General features: G+C 73.0%; 19 protein-coding genes, 1 tRNA gene and 1 pseudogene. 5 read left to right on the forward strand and 16 right to left on the reverse strand.

Translation table 11 applies throughout. The features are described from left to right. The first annotated feature begins 122 nt into the window (after positions 1–122). A tRNA-Lys gene (locus tag OHA81_RS12325) sits at positions 123–196 on the forward strand. 87 nt (positions 197–283) lie between these two features. On the opposite strand, the gene OHA81_RS12330 is transcribed toward OHA81_RS12325, so the two are convergent. The 11 genes and pseudogenes from OHA81_RS12330 to OHA81_RS12380 all read right to left on the reverse strand — a co-directional run bounded on the left by OHA81_RS12330 (position 284) and on the right by OHA81_RS12380 (position 10,163). Continuing rightward, positions 284–952, reverse strand: coding sequence for a class F sortase (locus tag OHA81_RS12330; RefSeq protein WP_329195483.1), 669 nt, complete (start codon positions 950–952; stop codon positions 284–286). Positions 953–962: 10 nt separating this feature from the next. Beyond that, entirely contained in the window at positions 963–1,571 is a 609-nt protein-coding gene (locus tag OHA81_RS12335; protein ID WP_329195484.1) for a hypothetical protein, read from the reverse strand. 142 nt (positions 1,572–1,713) lie between these two features. Then, a complete protein-coding gene (locus OHA81_RS12340) occupies positions 1,714–2,493 on the reverse strand; it encodes an HAD-IIA family hydrolase (RefSeq protein WP_329195485.1) in 780 nt (259 codons plus the stop codon). 151 nt (positions 2,494–2,644) lie between these two features. Beyond that, positions 2,645–3,724 (reverse strand): 2-aminoethylphosphonate ABC transporter substrate-binding protein, encoded by a 1,080-nt coding sequence (locus OHA81_RS12345; RefSeq protein ID WP_329195486.1) that lies wholly within the window; start codon positions 3,722–3,724, stop codon positions 2,645–2,647. 55 nt (positions 3,725–3,779) lie between these two features. Beyond that, positions 3,780–4,577 carry an ABC transporter permease gene (locus OHA81_RS12350; protein ID WP_329195488.1) on the reverse strand — a complete coding sequence of 266 codons (798 nt, stop codon included), beginning with the start codon at positions 4,575–4,577 and terminating at the stop codon, positions 3,780–3,782. Beyond that, positions 4,564–5,423, reverse strand: a pseudogene (locus OHA81_RS12355) (2-aminoethylphosphonate ABC transporter permease subunit). The gene OHA81_RS12350 and the pseudogene OHA81_RS12355 overlap by 14 nt, the downstream one beginning before the upstream one ends. Positions 5,424–5,538: 115 nt before the next feature. Continuing rightward, positions 5,539–6,588, reverse strand: coding sequence for an ABC transporter ATP-binding protein (locus tag OHA81_RS12360; protein WP_329195490.1), 1,050 nt, complete (start codon positions 6,586–6,588; stop codon positions 5,539–5,541). Next, positions 6,585–7,292, reverse strand: a complete 708-nt coding sequence (locus tag OHA81_RS12365; protein WP_329195492.1) for a phosphonatase-like hydrolase — start codon at positions 7,290–7,292, stop codon at positions 6,585–6,587. Before OHA81_RS12365 ends, OHA81_RS12360 begins: the two co-directional genes overlap by 4 nt. A 5-nt stretch (positions 7,293–7,297) precedes the next feature. Then, complete coding sequence (locus OHA81_RS12370) at positions 7,298–8,419, reverse strand: TIGR03364 family FAD-dependent oxidoreductase (protein WP_329195493.1); 1,122 nt, start codon at positions 8,417–8,419, stop codon at positions 7,298–7,300. Between the two features lie 147 nt (positions 8,420–8,566). Next, positions 8,567–9,337: a GntR family transcriptional regulator gene (locus OHA81_RS12375; RefSeq protein ID WP_329195494.1), complete on the reverse strand. Its 771-nt coding sequence runs from the start codon at positions 9,335–9,337 to the stop codon at positions 8,567–8,569. A gap of 67 nt (positions 9,338–9,404) precedes the next feature. Then, positions 9,405–10,163: a hypothetical protein gene (locus OHA81_RS12380; RefSeq protein ID WP_329195495.1), complete on the reverse strand. Its 759-nt coding sequence runs from the start codon at positions 10,161–10,163 to the stop codon at positions 9,405–9,407. Between the two features lie 302 nt (positions 10,164–10,465). On the opposite strand from OHA81_RS12380, the gene OHA81_RS12385 reads away from it, so the two are divergent. After that, a complete protein-coding gene (locus OHA81_RS12385) occupies positions 10,466–10,642 on the forward strand; it encodes a hypothetical protein (RefSeq protein ID WP_329195496.1) in 177 nt (58 codons plus the stop codon). 32 nt (positions 10,643–10,674) lie between these two features. Here the strand turns inward: OHA81_RS12385 and OHA81_RS12390 are convergent, their stop codons facing one another. Further along, positions 10,675–11,763 carry an ROK family transcriptional regulator gene (locus OHA81_RS12390; RefSeq protein WP_329195497.1) on the reverse strand — a complete coding sequence of 363 codons (1,089 nt, stop codon included), beginning with the start codon at positions 11,761–11,763 and terminating at the stop codon, positions 10,675–10,677. A gap of 50 nt (positions 11,764–11,813) precedes the next feature. Here OHA81_RS12390 and OHA81_RS12395 point away from each other — a divergent pair, with 50 nt between their 5' ends. Continuing rightward, a complete protein-coding gene (locus tag OHA81_RS12395) occupies positions 11,814–12,926 on the forward strand; it encodes a Gfo/Idh/MocA family oxidoreductase (RefSeq protein WP_329195498.1) in 1,113 nt (370 codons plus the stop codon). 164 nt (positions 12,927–13,090) lie between these two features. On the opposite strand, the gene OHA81_RS12400 is transcribed toward OHA81_RS12395, so the two are convergent. The 4 genes from OHA81_RS12400 to OHA81_RS12415 all read right to left on the reverse strand — a co-directional run bounded on the left by OHA81_RS12400 (position 13,091) and on the right by OHA81_RS12415 (position 16,223). Further along, entirely contained in the window at positions 13,091–13,951 is an 861-nt protein-coding gene (locus tag OHA81_RS12400) for a fumarylacetoacetate hydrolase family protein (RefSeq protein ID WP_329195500.1), read from the reverse strand. A 147-nt stretch (positions 13,952–14,098) separates the two neighbouring features. After that, the gene (locus OHA81_RS12405) at positions 14,099–14,851 is read right to left on the reverse strand and encodes a hypothetical protein (RefSeq protein ID WP_329195502.1); all 753 of its coding nucleotides are present in this window, start codon (positions 14,849–14,851) and stop codon (positions 14,099–14,101) included. 147 nt (positions 14,852–14,998) lie between these two features. Then, entirely contained in the window at positions 14,999–15,292 is a 294-nt protein-coding gene (locus OHA81_RS12410) for a DUF6412 domain-containing protein (protein ID WP_329195503.1), read from the reverse strand. Between the two features lie 106 nt (positions 15,293–15,398). Then, positions 15,399–16,223 (reverse strand): class E sortase, encoded by an 825-nt coding sequence (locus tag OHA81_RS12415; protein ID WP_443056516.1) that lies wholly within the window; start codon positions 16,221–16,223, stop codon positions 15,399–15,401. Positions 16,224–16,279: 56 nt separating this feature from the next. Between OHA81_RS12415 and OHA81_RS12420 the strand changes: the two genes are divergently transcribed. Further along, complete coding sequence (locus OHA81_RS12420; RefSeq protein ID WP_329195506.1) at positions 16,280–17,287, forward strand: hypothetical protein; 1,008 nt, start codon at positions 16,280–16,282, stop codon at positions 17,285–17,287. A 37-nt stretch (positions 17,288–17,324) separates the two neighbouring features. Next, a complete protein-coding gene (locus tag OHA81_RS12425; protein WP_329195507.1) occupies positions 17,325–18,296 on the forward strand; it encodes a NaeI family type II restriction endonuclease in 972 nt (323 codons plus the stop codon). The last annotated feature ends 201 nt before the right edge of the window (positions 18,297–18,497 follow it).

An 18,497-nucleotide genomic window follows, 5' to 3' on the forward strand; every position in this document is an offset into this window, starting at 1 on the left:
ATGCGGCTCGACCCAGACATATCGTGCACGACAAACCCCCCAAACATGGGTTAATCGGACAACGCGGGCGCGGCTGGTCATGAGCACCCCCGCAGGTGGGGTAGAGTTTTCCCTGTCAGCAGGCGCCGCTAGCTCAGTTGGTTAGAGCAGCTGACTCTTAATCAGCGGGTCCGGGGTTCGAGTCCCTGGCGGCGCACAGACGGGAGAAACCCCCGCAGCGAAAGCTGCGGGGGTTTCTTCGTTCCGTCCCGCGCGGCGTCGCCGAGCACGGGACGAAGCCGCCTCACACCGCCGTACCCGGCCCGGCCTTCACGCCCGTCAGGTACGCGGCGACCACCACGTTCGCCGAGTACTCCTTGGCCTTCTTGTCGTACGTCCCGCCGCAGGTCACCAGCCGAAGCTCGGCGCGGCCCGCCACCTTGGGGCCGTACGCCTTCTGCGGGTCGAAGCCCGCGCGCTCGTAGACCCGTACCTCCTCGATCGTGAACTCGGCCACCGAGCCGTCCGCCCGCACCACGCCCACCTTCTCGCCCGGCTGCGCCGTGCTCAGCCCGTAGAACACCGCCGGCTTCGTGCGCGTGTCCACGTGGCCGACCAGCAGGGCGGTCCCTGCCCGGCCCGGCTGGGTGCCGCCGCTCCACCAGCCGACGGTGCCCGGGTTCTCGTACGGGGGCGGCTCGATCGCCCCCTCGCGGTCGAGGCCGCGGGAGATCACCGGCGCCTGGATGCCCAGGGACGGTACGTCGAGCCGCGCCGGCGGGGCCGCCGCCAGCGGGGAGTGCGCGGTGGGCAGACCGGGGACCGCGGCCCCGGCGCCCCCGGCCCGTCCCGCGGGCGGTACGGGAACTCCGGTGATCTCCCGCCCCCACAACCACAGTCCGAGCACCAGCACCGTCCACGCGGCGAACGTCAGCAGGCGGGAGCCGCCGGAGCCGCGGGGCTCCTCGTTCACCGGTGGGCCCTCACTCGCCGCTGCGACGGCGGCGCAGCGCCAGCGCCCTGCCCGCGACGGCCAGGGTGGCCACGGCGGCGAGGACGGCGCCGATCACCGTCTGGGGCATCCCGGGGCCGTCGCCTTCGTGGTTCTTCTTCGCGGGCGCGGCCGCCAGTTCCGAGGACCTGGCCGCCACGTCGGCGGCCATCGCGCCGCCGCCCGCGTGCACCGGCCAGACCGGCGAGTGGTGCGGATCGGGGTGGTGGCGCCGCTCCCTGATCCGGATCGAGCCGCTGACCCGGCCGTCGTGCCCGTCGCACTTGACGTGGATCTCGTGGGAGCCGGCCTGGGCGTGCCCGGCGATGAGCGCGTCGCCCCACAGGACGCGGCGGTCGTCGTGGCCGGAGGACAGGTGGACCTCCGAGACGAACACGGAGGATCTCGCGGACGCCCAGCCGCCGTCGCAGCCGCGCACCTCCAGCTTGACCAGGTCCCCGGGTTCGGCGGGGTCCGGCCTGACCGAGACACCGCTGCGGCCCCAGTCCTCGGCGACGGTCGCGGGCGCGGTGACGGCGGTGAGGGCCGTCAGGGCGACGGCCACCCCGGTGGCACGGAGAGCGATCAGAGCACTGCGCATGGTGAACCTCCTCAACAAGGAGATTCACGCGCGGCGCGCCGCTCCGCATCCGGAGCGGCGCACCCTTGGACCGTACGAGTCAGCCGTACGCACGAAGGGGGCGCCGACCGAGGGGCCGGCCGAGGGCCGGCACGGCAGCGTTCTACACCAGGTCGATCAGGTCGGCGATGGAGTCGACCGTCTTGGTGGGGCGGTAGGGGAACCTCTCGGTGTCCTCGATCGAGGTCAGGCCGGTCAGCACGAGGAAGGTCTGCATGCCCGCCTCAAGGCCGGCCAGTACGTCGGTGTCCATCCGGTCGCCGATCATGGCGCTGCTCTCGGAGTGCGCGCCGATCGCGTTCAGGCCGGTCCGCATCATCAGCGGGTTGGGCTTGCCCGCGAAGTACGGCTGCTTGCCGGTCGCCTTGGTGATCAGCGCGGCGACGGCGCCGGTGGCGGGCAGCGGACCCTCGATGGAGGGGCCGGTCTCGTCCGGGTTGGTGCAGATGAAGCGGGCGCCGCCGTTGATCAGGCGGACGGCCTTGGTCATCGCCTCGAAGCTGTACGTACGGGTCTCGCCGAGGACCACGTAGTCGGGCTCGTGGTCGGTGAGGATGTAGCCGATGTCGTGCAGGGCGGTGGTCAGACCGGCCTCGCCGATGACGTACGCCGTGCCGCCCGGGCGCTGGTCGTCGAGGAACTGGGCGGTCGCGAGCGCCGAGGTCCAGATGTTCTCGACGGGAACGTGCAGACCCATCCGGTTGAGGCGCGCGTGCAGGTCACGGGGGGTGTAAATGGAGTTGTTGGTAAGGACCAGGAAGGGCTTGCCGGATTCGCGCAGCCGCTTGATGAAGGTGTCGGCGCCCGGGATCGGGGTTCCCTCGTGGATGAGGACGCCGTCCATGTCGGTGAGCCAGGATTCGATCGGCTTGCGCTCTGCCACGGGACTGTTCTCCGCTCTGCGGGGCCTGTGCCCTCCGGGGTCTCTGACCTGGGGCCTCTGGTCTTTACCACCCTATCCGGCACGGGCCGTGGACGTGGGGGGCGTCCACGGCCCGGACGCCTCCTCCGCCGCGTGACCGGCGGGCGGCCGGTCAGCTGCCGGTGGCCGACTTCCACGCGTCGACGTAGGCGGGGAGGTTCTTCCCGACGTCCGCCCAGTCCGGCTCGAAGACCTCGACCCCCGTCATGATCTTGGCGAGTTCGACGGCGTTGGCATCGGTGGGCCTGACGTCGGTGCGGGCCGGGAAGCCGCCACCGACCTCGCTTACCAGCTTCTGGGCGTCCTCGCCGAGCAGGTGGTCGAGGAGCTTCTTGCCGTTCTCGGTGTGCGGGGCCCCTTCGACCAGACCGGCGGCGTACGGCAGGCCGAAGGTGGTGGGCTTGCCGCCGTCCTTGGCCGGGAACCAGATGCCGAGGTTCGGCATGGACTTGGACTGCGCGTAGTTCATCTGCACGTCGCCGTTGGCGACGAGCAGCTCGCCCTTGTCCGTCTTGGGCGCCAGCTTGCTGGTCGAGGAGGACGGGCCGACGTTGTTGGCCTGGAGCTTCTTCAAGTACTCCATCGCCGGCTCCTTGCCGCCGAAGTCGTGCACCGCCTTGACGAGGACGGCCGTGCCGTCGCCCGCGACGCCCGGGGTGGAGTACTGGATCTTGCCCTTGTACGTGGCGTCGAGCAGTTCCTCCCACGTCCTGGGGGCCTGCGCCAGCTCCTTCTTGTCGTAGACGAAGCCGAAGTAGTTGTTCACCACCGAGGTCCACTTGCCGTCGGCGTCCTTGGCACCGCCGTTGACCTTGTCGGAGCCCTGCGGCCGGTACGCCCGGAGCAGGCCCTTGCCGTCGGCCTGCTGGATGAAGGGCGGCAGGGTGACGAGGACGTCCGCCTGGGTGTTGGTCTTCTCGCGGAGCGCGCGCTGGACCATCTCGCCCGAGCCGCCTTCGACGTACTTGACCTCGATGCCGGTCTTCTTGGTGAAGTCGGCGAAGACCTTGTCGTACCAGCCGTCGCCCCCGTCGCTCTTGAGGCCGTCGGCGCTGTAGACGGTGACGGTCTTCCCGCCGCCGTCGGAGCCGGCGGGGGAGGCGGACCCGCCGCAGGCGGTGAGGGAGGCGGTGAGGGCCAGGCTGCCGGTGAGGGCGGCGGCGGTGCGCAGGGGCATGCGGGAGCTGGGCATGGAACTTCCTTACCGGGAAAGGGAGTCAGCGGGTCGGGGGGTGGCGAGGAGGGGCTCAGCGGTAGGAGGCCCTGGTGCGGACGCGGGAGACGGCCAGCAGGACCAGCAGGGTGGCGGCCATGAGGACCACCGCGATCGCGGAGCCGCGGAACAGCGAACCCCGGTCGGTGGCCGTGAAGATCCGGACCGGGAGGGGCGTCCAGTCCGGCGGGTAGAGCATCATCGTGGCGCTCAACTCGCCCATGGACAGCGCGAAGCAGAGCCCGGCGGCCGCCGTCAGGGACGGCAGCAGCAGCGGGAGCTTGACCCGCCACAGGACGTACGAGGGACGGGCGCCCAGGGAGGCCGCCGCCTGCTCGTACGCGGGATCGAGACGGACGAGGGCGGCCGAGACCGACTGGTGGGCGAACGCCGTGACGAGGACCGTGTGCGCGAGGACGACGATGGAGCTCGTGCCGTTGAGCAGCAGCGGCGGCTTGCTGAACGCGACGAGCACGGCCAGGCCCACGACGACGGACGGCACGGCGACCGGCAGCATGAACAACGCGTCCAGGAACCGCTTCCCGCGCTTGCCCAGCCCGGCGGCGGCCAGCGCGGCCCAGGTGCCGACGGTGAGCGCGATCAGGCTCGCGAGGAGAGCGGTGACCAGGGAGGTCGTCAGTGCCCGCAGCGATTCGCCCTGGACGGCGGAGGCGTAATGCTGGGTGGTCGGGCCGGAGGGGAAGGCGCCGGACCAGTGGGTCGCGAAGGAAGCGGCCACCACGACGAGGAGGGGCAGCGCGAAGAGGGGGAGGAAGAGGACGCCGAACAGCGCCCAGGCGGCCCAACGGCCCGCTCTGCTATGCACCAGCACGCTTGCCCACCATCCGGTAGAGACCGAAGAGACCGACGGAGACCGTGATGTTGACGACGGCCACCACGCAGGCGCCCGCGTAGTCGGATTCGAGGATCGCCTTGCCGTAGATGAGCATCGGGAGCGTGGTGACGTCCTTGGCGCCGGTGAACAGGACGATCCCGAACTCGTTGAGGCACATGACGAGGACGAGGCTGCCGCCCGCGGCGAGGGCCGGCAGGGCCTCGGGGAGGATGACCTGCCGGATGATCCGGGCGGGCCGCGCGCCGAGCGAGGAGGCCACTTCCAGCTGCGCGGTGTCCAGTTGGGAGAAGGCGGCGAGCAGCGGGCGCATCACGAACGGCGTGAAGTAGGTGATCTCGGCCAGCAGGACGCCCCAGGCGGTGGTGAGGAAGTGGAACGGGCCGTCCGGGGTGGAGAAGGCGTCGCGCCACAGTCCGTTGGCCATGCCGGCGGTGCCGTAGACGAAGAGGAGGGCGAGGGTGATGAGGAACGAGGGGAAGGAGAGGAAGACGTCGATGGACTTGGCGACCGCCTTGGCCCCGGGGAAGGGCACGAACGCGATGACCAGCGCGAGGGCGAAGCCGAGGACGAGGCAGCCGATGGTGGCGCCGGCGGCGAGCCGGACGGTGGTGCCGAGCGCTTCGCGGAAGGCGGTGGAGGCGAAGACGGAGGCGTAGGCGCCCAGCGCGCCGCCGCCGCCCTCGGGGGTGAAGACTGCCGGACCACCAGGGCGAGGGGATACAGGAAGGCCGGCGCGAGCGCGGCGAGCGGCGGCGACGACCACACCCAGGCGGGCACGGCGCGCACCTTCCGGGGCCGGGACCCGGGGCCCCCGGCCCCCACCGCCGCCCGGCGCGGGCCGGGCAACGGGGAGGGGGCGGGGGCGAACGTCGCCGGGGCGTCCTCGGGGGCCGGCTGGGCGGACGCGGGCGCCGGCTGGGGGCGGCTTTCCGTGGCCTCAGGCACCGGACACCCCCGCCGAGAGCAGCACCGCGTCCCGGGGCTCGAAGTGCAGGGTCACCTCGTCGCCCAGCGCCGGGGTCTCCCGCAGCTCCGGCAGGTCCGCCTTGACGCGGTGGCCGTCGACGTCGACGTACAGCCGGTGCGTCGAACCCCTCCACTGCACCTCGGTGATCTTGCCGCGCAGCGCGTTCGGCCCCTCGCCCAGGGCGAGCAGGTGCGGTCGCACGCACAAGGTGGCCCCCGCGCCGGGCACGGCCCGGCCCCGGTCCAGCTCCAGCGCGTGCCCCGCGAAGACCGCCCCGCGGTCGGACACGGTCACCGGCAGCAGGTTGGCGTTGCCGACGAACGCGGCGGTGAACTCCGTACCCGGCGCCCGGTACAGCTGCTGCGGGGTGCCGCAGTCCTGGAGACGGGCCCGGTCCATGACCGCGATCCGGTCGGCGAGGGTCAGCGCCTCGACCTGGTCGTGGGTGACGTAGAGGATAGAGACGTCCGGCAACTCGCGGTGCAGCCGCGCCAGTTCGGCCAGCATCCCGGAACGCAGCTGCGCGTCGAGCGCGGACAGCGGCTCGTCCAGCAGCAGGACGCCGGGGCGGATGGCGAGGGCGCGGGCGATGGCCACGCGCTGCTGCTGACCGCCGGAGAGCTCGCGCGGGTAGCGGGCGGCATAGGCGGCCATCCCCGTCATCTCCAGGGCCTCGGCGACCCGCCCGGGTATGCCGGCCTTGGACGCCTTCTGCGCCTTGAGGCCGAAGGCGACGTTCTCCTCGACCCGCATGTGCGGGAACAGCGCGTACTGCTGGACGACCATGCCGATCCCGCGCTTGTGCGGCGGCAGGCCGGTGACGTCCCGGCCGCCGATCAGCACCCGCCCGGCGACGGGCCGTACGAAACCGGCGACCGCGCGCAGGGCTGTGGTCTTGCCCGAGCCAGAGGGGCCGAGCAGCGCCATCACCTCGCCCGGCTCGACGGTGAGGTCGAGCCGGTCCAGGACGGTCGTGCCGTGGTAGGCGACCGAGACCGAGTCGAAGCGGATGCCGCTCACGCCGGCTCCGCCAGCAGGGCGGGCAGTTCGGCGACGGAGCCGAGGACGTGGGTCGCGCCGTGGGCGGTCAGCGCCTCGCGGCCGTGGGCGCCGGTGAGGACGCCGGCCACGATCCCGGCGCCGGCGCGGACACCGCTGAGCATGTCGTACGCCGTGTCTCCCGCGACCACGCAGTCCCGTACGTCGGCCACCGCGCGCGTGCGCAGGAAGGCGGCCAGCACCATGTCGGGGTAGGGGCGGCCGCGGCCGCCGGCGTCGGCCGGGCAGAGGGTGAGGTCGGCGAGGTCGCGCCAGCCGAGGGCGTCGAGGATGGCGTCCTGGGTGACGCGGGCGAAGCCGGTGGTCAGGACGACGGTTCGGCCCTCGGCGCGCAGTTCCTCGACGGCTTCGCGGGCGCCGGGGACCGGGGCGATCAGGCCGTCGTCGACGAGTTCCCCGTAGGCCTGCTCGAAGGCGGAGTTGGCGCGCCGGGCGAGGTCCTCGGTACCGAAGAGGTGGCGGAAGACGGAGATCTTCGACTCGCCCATGGTGTCGCGGACGTACTGGAGCTTGGCCGCGTGGTCGGCGCTGCCCGGCTCGACGCCGAGGCGTTCGGCGGCGCGCTCGAAGGCGCGCTCGACGAGGCCGCCGTCGGAGACGGTGGTTCCGGCCATGTCGAGGACGACCAGGCCGTGGGCCCGGGTGGCGGCGTTCGTGTCTGTCATATCGGTTACCAGCCCAGTTCGTTCGCGGTGGTCTCGGCTATCGCGGGCGAGCACGTCATGCCGCGCCCGCCGGGTCCGGTCACCAGCCAGACGCCGTCGGCGACCTGCTGGCGGTGGACGACGCGGGTGGTGTCGGTGCACTGCGCGTATACGCCCGCCCACCGGCGCCGGATCCTGGGCAGCGGGCGGCCCAGGAAGGACTCGGCCACCCCGGTGAGGTGCTCGTAGGGGTCCTCGTCGGTGTCGAACGCGAACGGGTGCTCGTACGCGTGGGTGTCGCCGATGGTCAGGCCGCCGTCCCGGCGCTGGACCATGAGCAGCTGCATCTTGTGCGCGGCGGCGACCGGCGCCTGCTCCTGCCCGGCGTTCAGGTCGTCGAGGGCCTGTGACCGGTACGCGGGGTAGTAGCGGAAGCTGTCCGCGTCCGCGACGGAGGTGGTCAGCGGTTCGCCGAGCGGGGCGGTCTGCATCATCTGGAGCCGGACGCGGCGTACGGGCAGGTCGGGGACCAGCTCGCGGACCAGGCCGGACAGCCAGGCGCCGGTGGCGAGGACGACGGCGTCACCGCGGTGGACGTCCCCGTGGTCGTCGCGGACCGCGCCGGCGCCGACGACCTCGCGCACCTCCCGTCCGGGAAGGAAGGTGTACCGGCCGGTGGCGCGCAGGGCGTCGCGCAGGTGGAGCTGCGCGGTGCGCGGCTCCACGGCCGCGTCCCGCTCGCACCACAGGGCGGCCTCGAAGGAGCCGCGCAGCGCCGGGTTGATCGCCCGGGCCTCCTCGGCGGTGACGAGCTCGTAGCCGCGGGCGGCGGCGTCGGGGCGGGCGACGGCCGCTTCGGCGACCGCGAGTTCGCGGGGGGTGCGGACCGGGGTGAGGGAGCCGATGGCGCGGAAGCCCAGGCCGGGCACCCGTGCGCCGATCCGCTCCCAGAGCTCGCGGGCGCGCAGGGCGGCGTCGAGCTCCTCGCCCCCGGCCCGGCCGCTGATCCAGATTTGGCCGAAATTGCGCAGGGACGCGCCACGGGCCTCCGCTTCCCGTTCGATCTGGACGACCTCGTGGCCGCGTTCGACTGCTTGCCAGGCGTGCATGGTGCCGACCACGCCGCCTCCGACGACTATGACTCTCACGCGGTCCACGGTGGGCGCGGGCCGTGGCACGGAGGGGGCGGTGCGGTGGCGGGCCGGTGAACAACCCCCGACGCTTGGACTAGACCCGTTATCTTTCTGTGACAAGACGGCGTCCCTTTCGCTCGCTCTGGTGGGGGAATGCCGAGGCTACTCGGAACGCAGGCGGGTCGTGAAGCTGAACCGGTCGCCCCGGTAGAGCGAACGCACCCGCTCCAGCGGGCGGCCGTCCTGGTCCCGGGAGAAACGGTGGATGAGCAGCATCGGCAGCGCGGGCGGGGTGCCGATCAGCAACGCCTCGCGGGGGGTGGCGAGGACCGTCTCCAGCTTCTCGTCGGCGTCGCCGAACGAGATGCCGAGGCGGTCGCGGAGGTACCCGTAGAAGGAGGAGTCCGGCTGGAAATCGCTGTCGAGGCGGGGCGCGCGGGCGACGCGCAGGTACGTGCTCTCCAGACCGACGCGCTCGTCGTCGGCGAGCAGGACCCGCTCCAGGTGCCAGACCGGCTCACCGGTCTCGGCGCCGATGCCGCGGGACAGCTCGGGCGGGCAGGGGAAACGCTCCAGGCCGATGAGGTGACGGCCCGGACGGCGGCCCTGGCGGCGCACGCCCTCGGTGTAGCTCGCGAGGGACAGCGGCTGCTCCAGCTTGGGCCCGGCGACGACGGTCCCCCGGCCGGAGCGGCGCAGCCGGCCCTCCAGCAGCAGCTCGCGCAGGGCCTGGCGGACGGTCTCGCGGGAGACCTCGTACTGCTCGGCAAGATCACGCTCGGTGGGCAGCAGGCCGCCCTCCCCGAGTTCCTCGACCAGGACGGAGATACGGGCCTTGACCGCGTAGTACTTGGGGATGCGCCCGTGCTCGGGGATGCCGGACCGCACGGCCTGTCCGGGGCGGTGGGGCTGGCTCTGACTGGGATGTTCCACCCTCGGACTGTACGCGGGCCGGGTGACCGTCAGTCCTCGGTGTGTACGTCAGTCCTCGGTGTGTACGTCAGTCTTCGGCGCGGGCCCGCAGCCGACGTGCGCCGAGCAGCAGCGCGCCGCCGGTGGCGAGGGTGGCGACGGCGGCAGCGGCGGACACCCAGGGGCGGGGGCCGGTGTGCGCGAGCGCGCCCGCCTCGCCGGCTTCGTCCTCGGGCCCCTCGACGGAGAAGCGGTAGCCGCCCGCCTCGCCGACCCAGTCGCCGTCGTCACCCTTGCGCTGGACGACGGCGGCGTCGGCGAGGACCTCGCCGTGGGGGGCGTCGGGGGCGAAGGCGAGGGAGACGCGGACGGTACGGGAGCCGCCGGCGCCGATGGCGAACCCGGGGAAGTCCTCGCCCGCGCCGTCGAAGACGGCGATGATCTCGTCCCGGTCGCTGCGCTCCAGGGTGACGGGGCGGGGGCCGCCGGACGTCTCGAAGTCCATCCGGAGGTGGGCGGGGCGCAGGGTGCGGGCCTTGTCGGTGAAGACGACGACGGGGTGGATGGCGGTGCACTCGCCGGAGGTGGTGTTGGTCAGGTCCAGGTACCAGGTCTGGGGACCGTCGCCGGTGCGGTACACGGCCGGGCCGCCACGGATGCGGGCGCCGATGGGGAAGGCGCTGCTCTTGGCGTCCCCGCAGGTCGCCTTCGCGCGCGAGGGCAGCGCGGGGGCGGGGCGGGCACCGCCGCCGTTGCCGATGTCGGCGAAGGCCGTGCCGGGCGCGAGGAGCGAGAGGAACGCGGCGGCCAGCAGGGCGGGAGGGGCAAGGGCTTCGCGTAGTCGCATGGAGGACCTTCGCAGCTCGCCGGACGGAAACAGTGAGGAAGACGATGATCGGACGAGGCGACAATCACCCCGCCGCCCGCACTCTCCCATGCCCCACCCCCGCCCCCACCCATCCGCGCGCACGGCCCCCGCCATTACGCCTGATCGGACGCGGCCCACCGAGCCCTGCCCCGGCGGCCACACCCAGCGCCACGCCAGCCACCTCCAGCCCCGCCGGCGCTTGAGGCGCGGGGCAATATCAGCCCCGCCGGCGCTTGAGGCGCAGGGCAATATCAGCCCCGCCGGCGTTTGAGGCGCGGGGCGTGGGGCGGAGCCCCACGAAGCCCGGCGCAGCCGGGGCCGCTCCGCGCAACGGCGCCGCACCGAACCGGGCCACGGCGGCCACCTCCAGCCCCGCGGCCATCGAGGCGCAGGGCCGCACCTCCAGCCCGCCGACGATTGAGGCGCAGGGCCGCACCACCAGCCCCGCCGGCGCTTGAGGCGCAGGCCCCGGGGCGGAGCCCCGGAAACCTCAGACCCCCCGCCCGAACACCGGGCCCAGCACCAACTCCGCCGCCCCCTCCGCCACCCCCGCCCCGGCGACGGCAACCGCCACCCCCGCCCCCGCCCGCCTCACCAGCACCGCCCCGACCCCCTCCGCGAACACCCCCGGCTCCGCCTCCACCACCCTCCCGCCCAGCACCACCCGCTCCACGTCCAACAGCGCGACCACGTTCGCCGCCCCCTCCCCCAGTACCCGCGCCGCACCCGCCAGATCCCCCCGCGCGAGCGCCGAAAGGCACAGCGCCTCCACGCACCCCCGCCCCCCGCACCGGCACGGCGGCCCGTCCAGCTCCAGCACCTGGTGCCCGAACTCCCCCGCCAGCGAGCGCGGCCCCCGGAACACCGCGCCGTCCAGCCGCAGCCCCGCCCCCACCCCCGTCCCGACGTGCACGTAGACACAGTTCGCGCCCCGCCCGTCCGCCTCCGCGGTCGCCGCCATCGCCGTCGCCGCGACCCCCGCGTTGGTGTCCTTGTCCACCACCACCGGCACCCCCGCCCCCAGCCGCCCCGCCAGCACCTCCCGCAACGGGAACCCCTCCCACTCCGGGAACCCCGTCACCCGCCCCAGTACCCCGTCCCGCCAGTCCAGCGGACCCGGCGCCGCGACCCCCACCCCGAGCAGCGGCGCCCCCGACCCGCCCGCCTCGCGAACCCGCACGACCGCCCGTAGCACCGCCTCGACCGCCGCCGCCGGTCCCGCCGCGAAGTCCAGCGGCCCGCTCCACCGCGCGACGACGCGCCCCGCCAGGTCCACCCGTACGGCCGTCAGCTCGTCCCGGTCCAGCTGCACCCCCACCGCGGACCGCGCCTCCGGCACCAGCCGCAGCAGGGTCCGCGGCTTGCCGCCCGTCGACGCGCCCCGGCCGGCCTCGGCGACCAGCCCCTCCGCCGTGAGCCGCGCCGTGATCTTGCTGACGGCCTGCGGGGTGAGCCCCGTACGGCCGGCGAGGTCGGCCCGGCCCAGCCCGCCGGGTCCCGCGTCCCGCAACAGCCCGAGCAGCAGCGCCTCGTTGTGCCCCCGCACCACGGGCAGGTTGACCCCATTGCCCCGATTCACCCCGCCGCCTCTCCTTGCACTTACGCAACACTGTTGCCAAAGTATGGCCCATGCCCCTGAACGCCACCTCCCCCCTCCGCGTCGGACTCGTCGGCTACGGACTGGCCGGCTCCGTCTTCCACGCCCCCCTCGTCACCGCCACCGAAGGGCTCGTCCTCGATGCGGTCGTCACCTCCGACCCCGGCCGCCAGGCCCGGGCGCGCGAGGAGTACCCCGGCATCCGGATCGCCGGCTCCGCCGCCGCGCTCTGGGACGGCTCGGACGGAGCCGACCCCGTCGACCTCGTCGTCATCGCCTCCCCCAACAAGACGCACGTCCCGCTGGCCAAGGCCGCCCTCACCGCCGGCGTCCCCGTCGTCGTGGACAAGCCGCTGGCCGCCACCGCCGCCGAGGCGGACGAGCTCGCCGCGCTCGCCGAGCGGACCGGCACCTTCCTGTCCGTCTTCCAGAACCGCCGCTGGGACAACGACTTCCTCACCCTGCGCCGGCTCCTCGCCGACGGCGAACTCGGCGACGTCCAGCGCTTCGAGTCCCGCTTCGAGCGCTGGCGGCCGCAGCTCAAGGGAGGCTGGCGGGAGTCGGGGGCGCCGGAGGAGATCGGCGGACTGCTGTACGACCTCGGCAGCCACGTCGTCGACCAGGCGCTGGTCCTCTTCGGCCCTGCCGTACGGGTCTACGCGGAGACCGATGTGCGCCGCGCGGGGGCGGAGGCCGACGACGACACCTTCATCGCGATCACGCACGCCGGCGGGGTCCGCTCACACCTGTACGTCAGCGCGACCACCGCCCAGCTCGGTCCGCGCTTCCGCGTGCTCGGCTCGCGCGCCGGCTACGTCAAGTACGGCCTCGACCCGCAGGAGGCCGCGCTGCGCGAGGGGCTGCGGCCGGGCGGGGACGGACAGGAGTGGGGCATGGAGCCCGAGCACCTGTGGGGCCGGCTGGGCGCGGGGGAATCCCCGCTGACCGGTGGTGGGACCCCGGTGCCGACGGCCCCGGGCGACTACCCGGCGTACTACGCGGCGGTGGCCGCGGCACTGCGCGAGGGCGGCCCGGCTCCCGTGACGGCACGTGAGGCGGCGCAGTGCCTCGCGGTCCTGGAGGCAGCCCGCCGGTCGTCGCGCGACGGCGTCACGGTGACACTCGCCCCCGGCGACGCGGCCTGAGGCGGCCGGACTCACGGCCGGGCGTCCACCGGACGGCTCGCGGCAGGGCGTCCACCGGACGGCTCAAGACGGGGGGCGGCCGGGAGCGCAGGCGGGCGGGAGGGGCGGGCCGCCCCCCGGGGGTCCGCCCCTCCCGCCGTCCTGCCTTCCCGGCCGCCGGCTCGTTACGCGCCCTTGAACTCCTGGCGCTGACGCCCGAGGAGGTCGATCTCGACCTCCACCACGTCACCGGCGCGCAGGTACGGCTTGGGCTCCGGCTGGCCCATGGCCACGCCCGCCGGGGTGCCCGTGACGATGACGTCACCGGGGTACAGGGTCATGAACTGGCTCAGGTACCGCACGACCTCGCCGACCGGGAACACCTGGTCCGAGGTGTTGCCGTCCTGCTTGAGCTCGCCGTTGACCCAGAGCCGGACGCCGAGCGCCTGCGGGTCGGGGATCTCGTCGGCCGTGACCAGCCAGGGGCCGAGCGGGGTGAACGTCTCGCAGTTCTTGCCCTTGTCCCAGGTGCCGCCGCGCTCTATCTGGAACTCGCGCTCCGATACGTCGTTGACCACCGTGTACCCGCCCACGTGCGCCAGGCCCTCTTCGGCGGAGGCCAGGTAGCGGGCGGTGGCGCCGATGACGACGCCGAGCTCGGCCTCCCAGTCCGTCTTCACGCTGCCGCGCGGGATGAGGACGGTGTCGTCCGGGCCGACGACCGTGTCGGCCGCCTTGAGGAACAGGATCGGCTCGGCCGGCGGCTCGGCGCCGATCTCGGCGGCGTGCCCGAAGTAGTTCAGGCCGATGCCCACGACCTTGCCGATGCGGCCGATCGGGGAGCCCAGGCGCAGCCCTTCGGCGTCGAGCACGGGAAGTTCCCCGGGCGCCGCCGCCGCGTCACGTACCCGGGACAGCACGGAGTCGTCGGCGAGGAGCGCGCCGTCCACATCCGTGATCAGGCCGGACAGGTCCCGCAGGATGCCGTCCTGGTCGAGCAGCGCGGGGCGCTCCGACCCGACGGGTCCGACACGCAGCAGCTTCATGGGCATTCTCCCGTGGTCGAGGGTGGTCGGCCCATGGGCATACCCCGGGCCGGACGATGGGTTGCGGCCATCGGAGGATTGGCCGATCCTCCAAGATGTCCGGCCAATCTGCAAGACCCTGTTCACGGACTGGAACGCCGGCCTCCGTCAGGCTGCCGCCACACCCCGTTGCAGCCAGGCCCGCTCGGCGACCGACCAGGCGGTGGTGGTGAGCAGGTAGAGCCCGGCGGCGAGCGGTACCACGGCAGCGGTGATCAGCGTCCCGAAGGACAGCAGGGGCAGTACGCCGCCCATCTTCCGCATCGCCGCCTCCTGCTCGGCGCTCAGCACGCCCGCGCCCGCGCCCAGACCCGCGCCCGCGCGCCCGGCGCCCCCGCGCCCGGCACCGGCCTTCGCCCCGGCGCCGGAAGCCGCCCGCACAGCGGCGCCGCCACCGGCACGACCGCCGGCCCCAGCCCCGCCGCCGGCCAGTCCGCCCGGAGCCAGCGCGGCCCGGCGCCCCCGTACCGCGCTCCAGGCCGCCACCGCCGCGATGGCCGCGAACAGCCCGAGGAACACCAGCCCGGGCGCCCCGAACACCCCGCCCTGCCCCAGTGCGTCGGCCCAGCGGTCGCCGAGGGGCGCGGCGAGCAGCCGGTGGCCCAGCAGCTCGTTGGCCGCCCCGCCGACCTTCGCCGAGGAGAACCCGCGGTACATCACGTAGAACACGGGCAGCTGCAACAGCATGGGCAGGCAGCCGGCCGTGGGCGTCCCGGCGCGCACCGCCGCCCGGCTGAGCGGGTGCAGCGCGAGGCGTACGAGCATGGTGAACAGCACGATCGCCACAGCGGTCGCGGATTCGGCCAGTACCGGCTCCAACAGCCGGCCCAGCTCGGCAACAAGATGGGTGAAAACGGACACGCGGGCCCTCCGAAGGGTCTCGTCGAACGTCGAAAGAGATGCATTTCGGCGTGACGACCCGCGAGGGGCGACGACATGATCAGTGAGCGGAAGACGGTGCCACGGCCGGGGCCGACCGGCGGCCCCGCCCTGATGTACTGCGCGCCCCTACGCGGCCGTCGGGACGAGACGGCCGGGAGCCCGGGGACGCGACCGGCCCGAGGCGTCGGGATCGCGCTGCGGCAGGAACGCCGTGCGCTGCTCGCGATCACGGATCGCGGTACGTATTCGGTGCGGCGGTACGAGACGCACCCGGCTCGCGGCCAAGGCGGAAACGCCCACCGCGACGGCGGCCGCGACGGCGACCACCACTGCGGCGAGCCCGTTCTCCCCGAGCAGCAGCCCGAGGAAGCCTCCGAGCAGCAGCAGGGTCAGCAACAGCTCGACCATACGCCCGGCCATGCCGCCCACCCCCTTCCGCTCAGCCCCTCGGCCACCGACACGAACTACTGTACTGACCCAACTCCCCGCCCCACGCCCCAGTTCCCGTGATCACCGTTTTCCGCGCTCACTTTTTCAACGTCCCCCACACGACCAGCCGGTACTTGGAGGTGTACTCGGGCGTGCAGGTGGTCAGGGTGATGTACGCACCGGGCTCGCTGTAGCCGAACTCCGGCTTCACCACGCTGCGCGGCACCGGTGCCACCACGCCCGTGTCCCGCTCGGTGGTCTCGGGCAGGATCCGCCCCACGACGTACGTGTACCTCTGCCCCCGCACGTCGACCGTCACCTCGTCCCCCGCCCTGAGCCGGTTCAGGTACCGGAACGGCTCCCCGTGCGTGTTGCGGTGGCCGGCCAGTGCGAAGTTCCCCTCCGCACCCGGCTGCGCGGTCCCGGGGTAGTGCCCGGCGTACCCCTTGTCCAGGACGGCCTTCTTGTCGATCCCCTGTGCGACGGGCACGACGAGCCCGAGGCGCGGGATGCGCAGCACGGCGTACGACCGGTCCCGCTCGGGTGCCCGGGCCGCAGGCGGCGAAGACGGCGCCGGCCCCGCCCCGACCGCCGCCGCGGGCGCGCCCGACCGCCCGGCCCCGGGTTCCGGCCCGGGTTCCGGCTCCTGATCCGGTTCGGGCTCTGACTCCGGCCGTGGTTCCGCCGCGGGCGGGATCCCTGCCACCGGCTCCTCCCATCCCCGCTCCAGCGCCCGGACCTCCTCCCGGGCGCCCGCCAGGGCCTGCCGATTGGTCCACCACACCTGGTGCACCACCAGCAACAACACCACCACCCCCACCGTGACGGCCGCTTCGGCGGCCGCCCACAGCACCCCCGCGAGACCGGCCCGGCGCCCCCGCCGGCCGCTCCCCTGCACCACCACAGGCATGTGATCCCGCACGGGCGGCACCATAAGACCTCCCCCGTCAACTGACCAGCGGCAGTACGGTGTGAACCATGCGCCCCGACACGCCTGCCGAGCACATCGCCGAAGCCGAGCGCCTCATCCGCACGGCGACCCGCTACCCCGAGGACCAGGAGCCCTTGCTCCTCCAGGCCGCGGCCCACCTCGAACTGGCCGACGAACGGGAACGGGCAAGCGCGCTCTACGACCGGCTCCTGGCCTCCGAGCCCGACGACCCGCACCTGATCAAGGCGCTCCAGGCCTCGAACCTCTGGGAGTACGGCCACGAGGCCGAGGCCCGCGCCCTGATCCAGGGCATCCGCACGGCGGCCCCCGCGGACCCGGCCCCCTGGGAGGTCATCGCGGAAGCCCTGGAGAACCACGACGAGTTGACCGCCTCGGAAGAGTGCTTCACGCAGGCGGCGACCCTCCTCATCCCGGAGAACACCCCCCTCACCCAGGCCACCACCGCCCTCCTCACGGGCCGCCACCGCGTCCGGCGCCTCCTCGGACGCCCCCACGACGACTGGGACATGGTCGCGGACACCCGCCACATCGGCCCGATCCCGCTGGACGAGCTCCACGACCCGAAGCGCATCTGGGCCCTGGGCTCCGACGACCCGGCCGAGCTCCGCGCCGAGATCGCCCGTCTCCGCGCCGAACTGGGCGACCGCCGCGCCGCCCTCTCCCGCCCCTTCCCGGTGGCGATCCTCCACTGGCCCCAGCGTGAACTGGCCGAACTCCTGACCAGCTACCCGACGCTCGCCGCGGAATACCCCTCGCACGCGCAGCACCTGGAACAGATCGAAGCGTCCCTCCGCGCCCTGGCGGCCTCCGGCACCACCAACCTCGGCATCGTCACCGCGAGCGTCCCCTCGTACGAGGCCTTCGCGGCCTCCGAGAAGACCTCCCCGGCCTCCCCCAGCCTCCTGGCGGAATACGCCACCACCCTCGCCGCCCGCGGCAAAGCCACCCCCTGGCCCCCCACCCCCACCTCCCCCTGCTGGTGCACCTTGGGCAAGCCCTACCCGGAGTGCCACGGCGAAGCCCAGCGCTTCTGACCCCGCAACCACGACGTCACCTCGGGCAGGTCTGCTCTTGCTGCAACCGGAAGTCTCGGCCGCCGCCAACATCCATGCTCAGGCGTCTCTTCACAGCGACCCTGAGTTGTGGGCCGTACATGCGCAGCTGCTCCGCCTGGACCCCACGGGCCTGCGTTTCGCCCAGGTCTTGCGTGACACCATCGACCAACTACTGAACGGTGAGGTCACCGGACGGTACGAGTGGGAGAAGCTGTACAAGACGGAGAAGACGCATGCGGGAACGCTCGTAGAGATCAATCTGCAGCGGGAGTTCAGTTTTGACGACGGCGTCGCGATGGATTACCGGATCGCTGGTGCGGACGTCGACTGCAAGTACTCGCAGCGGCTCGGCAACTGGATGATCCCGCCAGAAGCAGTTGGCCACCTGTGCCTGCTGGTCTGGGCCGACGACCTCGCTAGCCGCTGGAGCGCAGGGCTGCTGCGTATCGAGGAGGCATGGCTGACCGGTCGGAAGAACCGCGACTTGAAACTCATGGTGAAGGCAGAGCACAGGAACAAGATTCTCTGGCTCTGGCATCACGCAGAGCTCCCAGAGAACGTTCTCCTGCACCTACCGGAGGACACACGTAACGCCATCCTCTCTCTGGCGTCCGGGCAGAAGCGCGTGAATGAACTGTTCCGGCGGGTACAGCGGAGAAGAATAGGCCGAGGTGTCATCCGGACCGTGGCGCAGCAGAGCGACTACATGGCGCGGGTCCGCGAGGCCAAAGGGCGGGCACGCACCGTGCTGCGGGAGGAGGGATTGCTGATCCCCGGCCACTTCAGCAGCCATCAGGCGATCGCAAGGGAGCTGGGTGTGGCTGTGCCGAGACAGGGTGAACTGGTCAGCTTCCGGGTCGCTTCGGCGCGGCCGCATCACGCCGGCCGCCCCCGCGTCGAGCTGGACGGCCGTTCCTGGGTGCTCGCCGACGACGGTGACCCCGTGGAGGCAGCTCCGTTTCTGCCCAAGCACACGGACAGCGAATGAGGCTCCCCCATCGGTGGTGCAGACGTACCGGACTGCCGAGCCGAAGCCCTTGATCCGCAGTATGGCCGAGGATCTCGGCGTGCTCCACGAGGCTCTGCGGACCTGCATCCGGCAGGCCGACGCCGACGGGCCTGTCCGCGCTGGAGTACACCCTCGCCGAGACCTCGTGGATGCTGATGAAGATCGAGTGCGTCAGCGGCT

Source organism: Streptomyces sp. NBC_00667 (assembly GCF_036226825.1).
Classification (GTDB): Bacteria; Actinomycetota; Actinomycetes; order Streptomycetales; family Streptomycetaceae; genus Streptomyces.

Excerpts from the sequence above, each read along its gene's own strand:
- OHA81_RS12410 (WP_329195503.1), bottom strand. The coding sequence starts at position 15,292 with ATGGCCGGGCGTATGGTCGAGCTGTTGCTGACCCTGCTGCTGCTCGGA.
- OHA81_RS12420 (WP_329195506.1), top strand. The coding sequence starts at position 16,280 with ATGCGCCCCGACACGCCTGCCGAGCACATCGCCGAAGCCGAGCGCCTC.
- OHA81_RS12395 (WP_329195498.1), top strand. The coding sequence starts at position 11,814 with ATGCCCCTGAACGCCACCTCCCCCCTCCGCGTCGGACTCGTCGGCTAC.
- OHA81_RS12380 (WP_329195495.1), bottom strand. The coding sequence starts at position 10,163 with ATGCGACTACGCGAAGCCCTTGCCCCTCCCGCCCTGCTGGCCGCCGCG.
- OHA81_RS12400 (WP_329195500.1), bottom strand. The coding sequence starts at position 13,951 with ATGAAGCTGCTGCGTGTCGGACCCGTCGGGTCGGAGCGCCCCGCGCTG.
- OHA81_RS12335 (WP_329195484.1), bottom strand. The coding sequence starts at position 1,571 with ATGCGCAGTGCTCTGATCGCTCTCCGTGCCACCGGGGTGGCCGTCGCC.
- OHA81_RS12345 (WP_329195486.1), bottom strand. The coding sequence starts at position 3,724 with ATGCCCAGCTCCCGCATGCCCCTGCGCACCGCCGCCGCCCTCACCGGC.
- OHA81_RS12365 (WP_329195492.1), bottom strand. The coding sequence starts at position 7,292 with ATGACAGACACGAACGCCGCCACCCGGGCCCACGGCCTGGTCGTCCTC.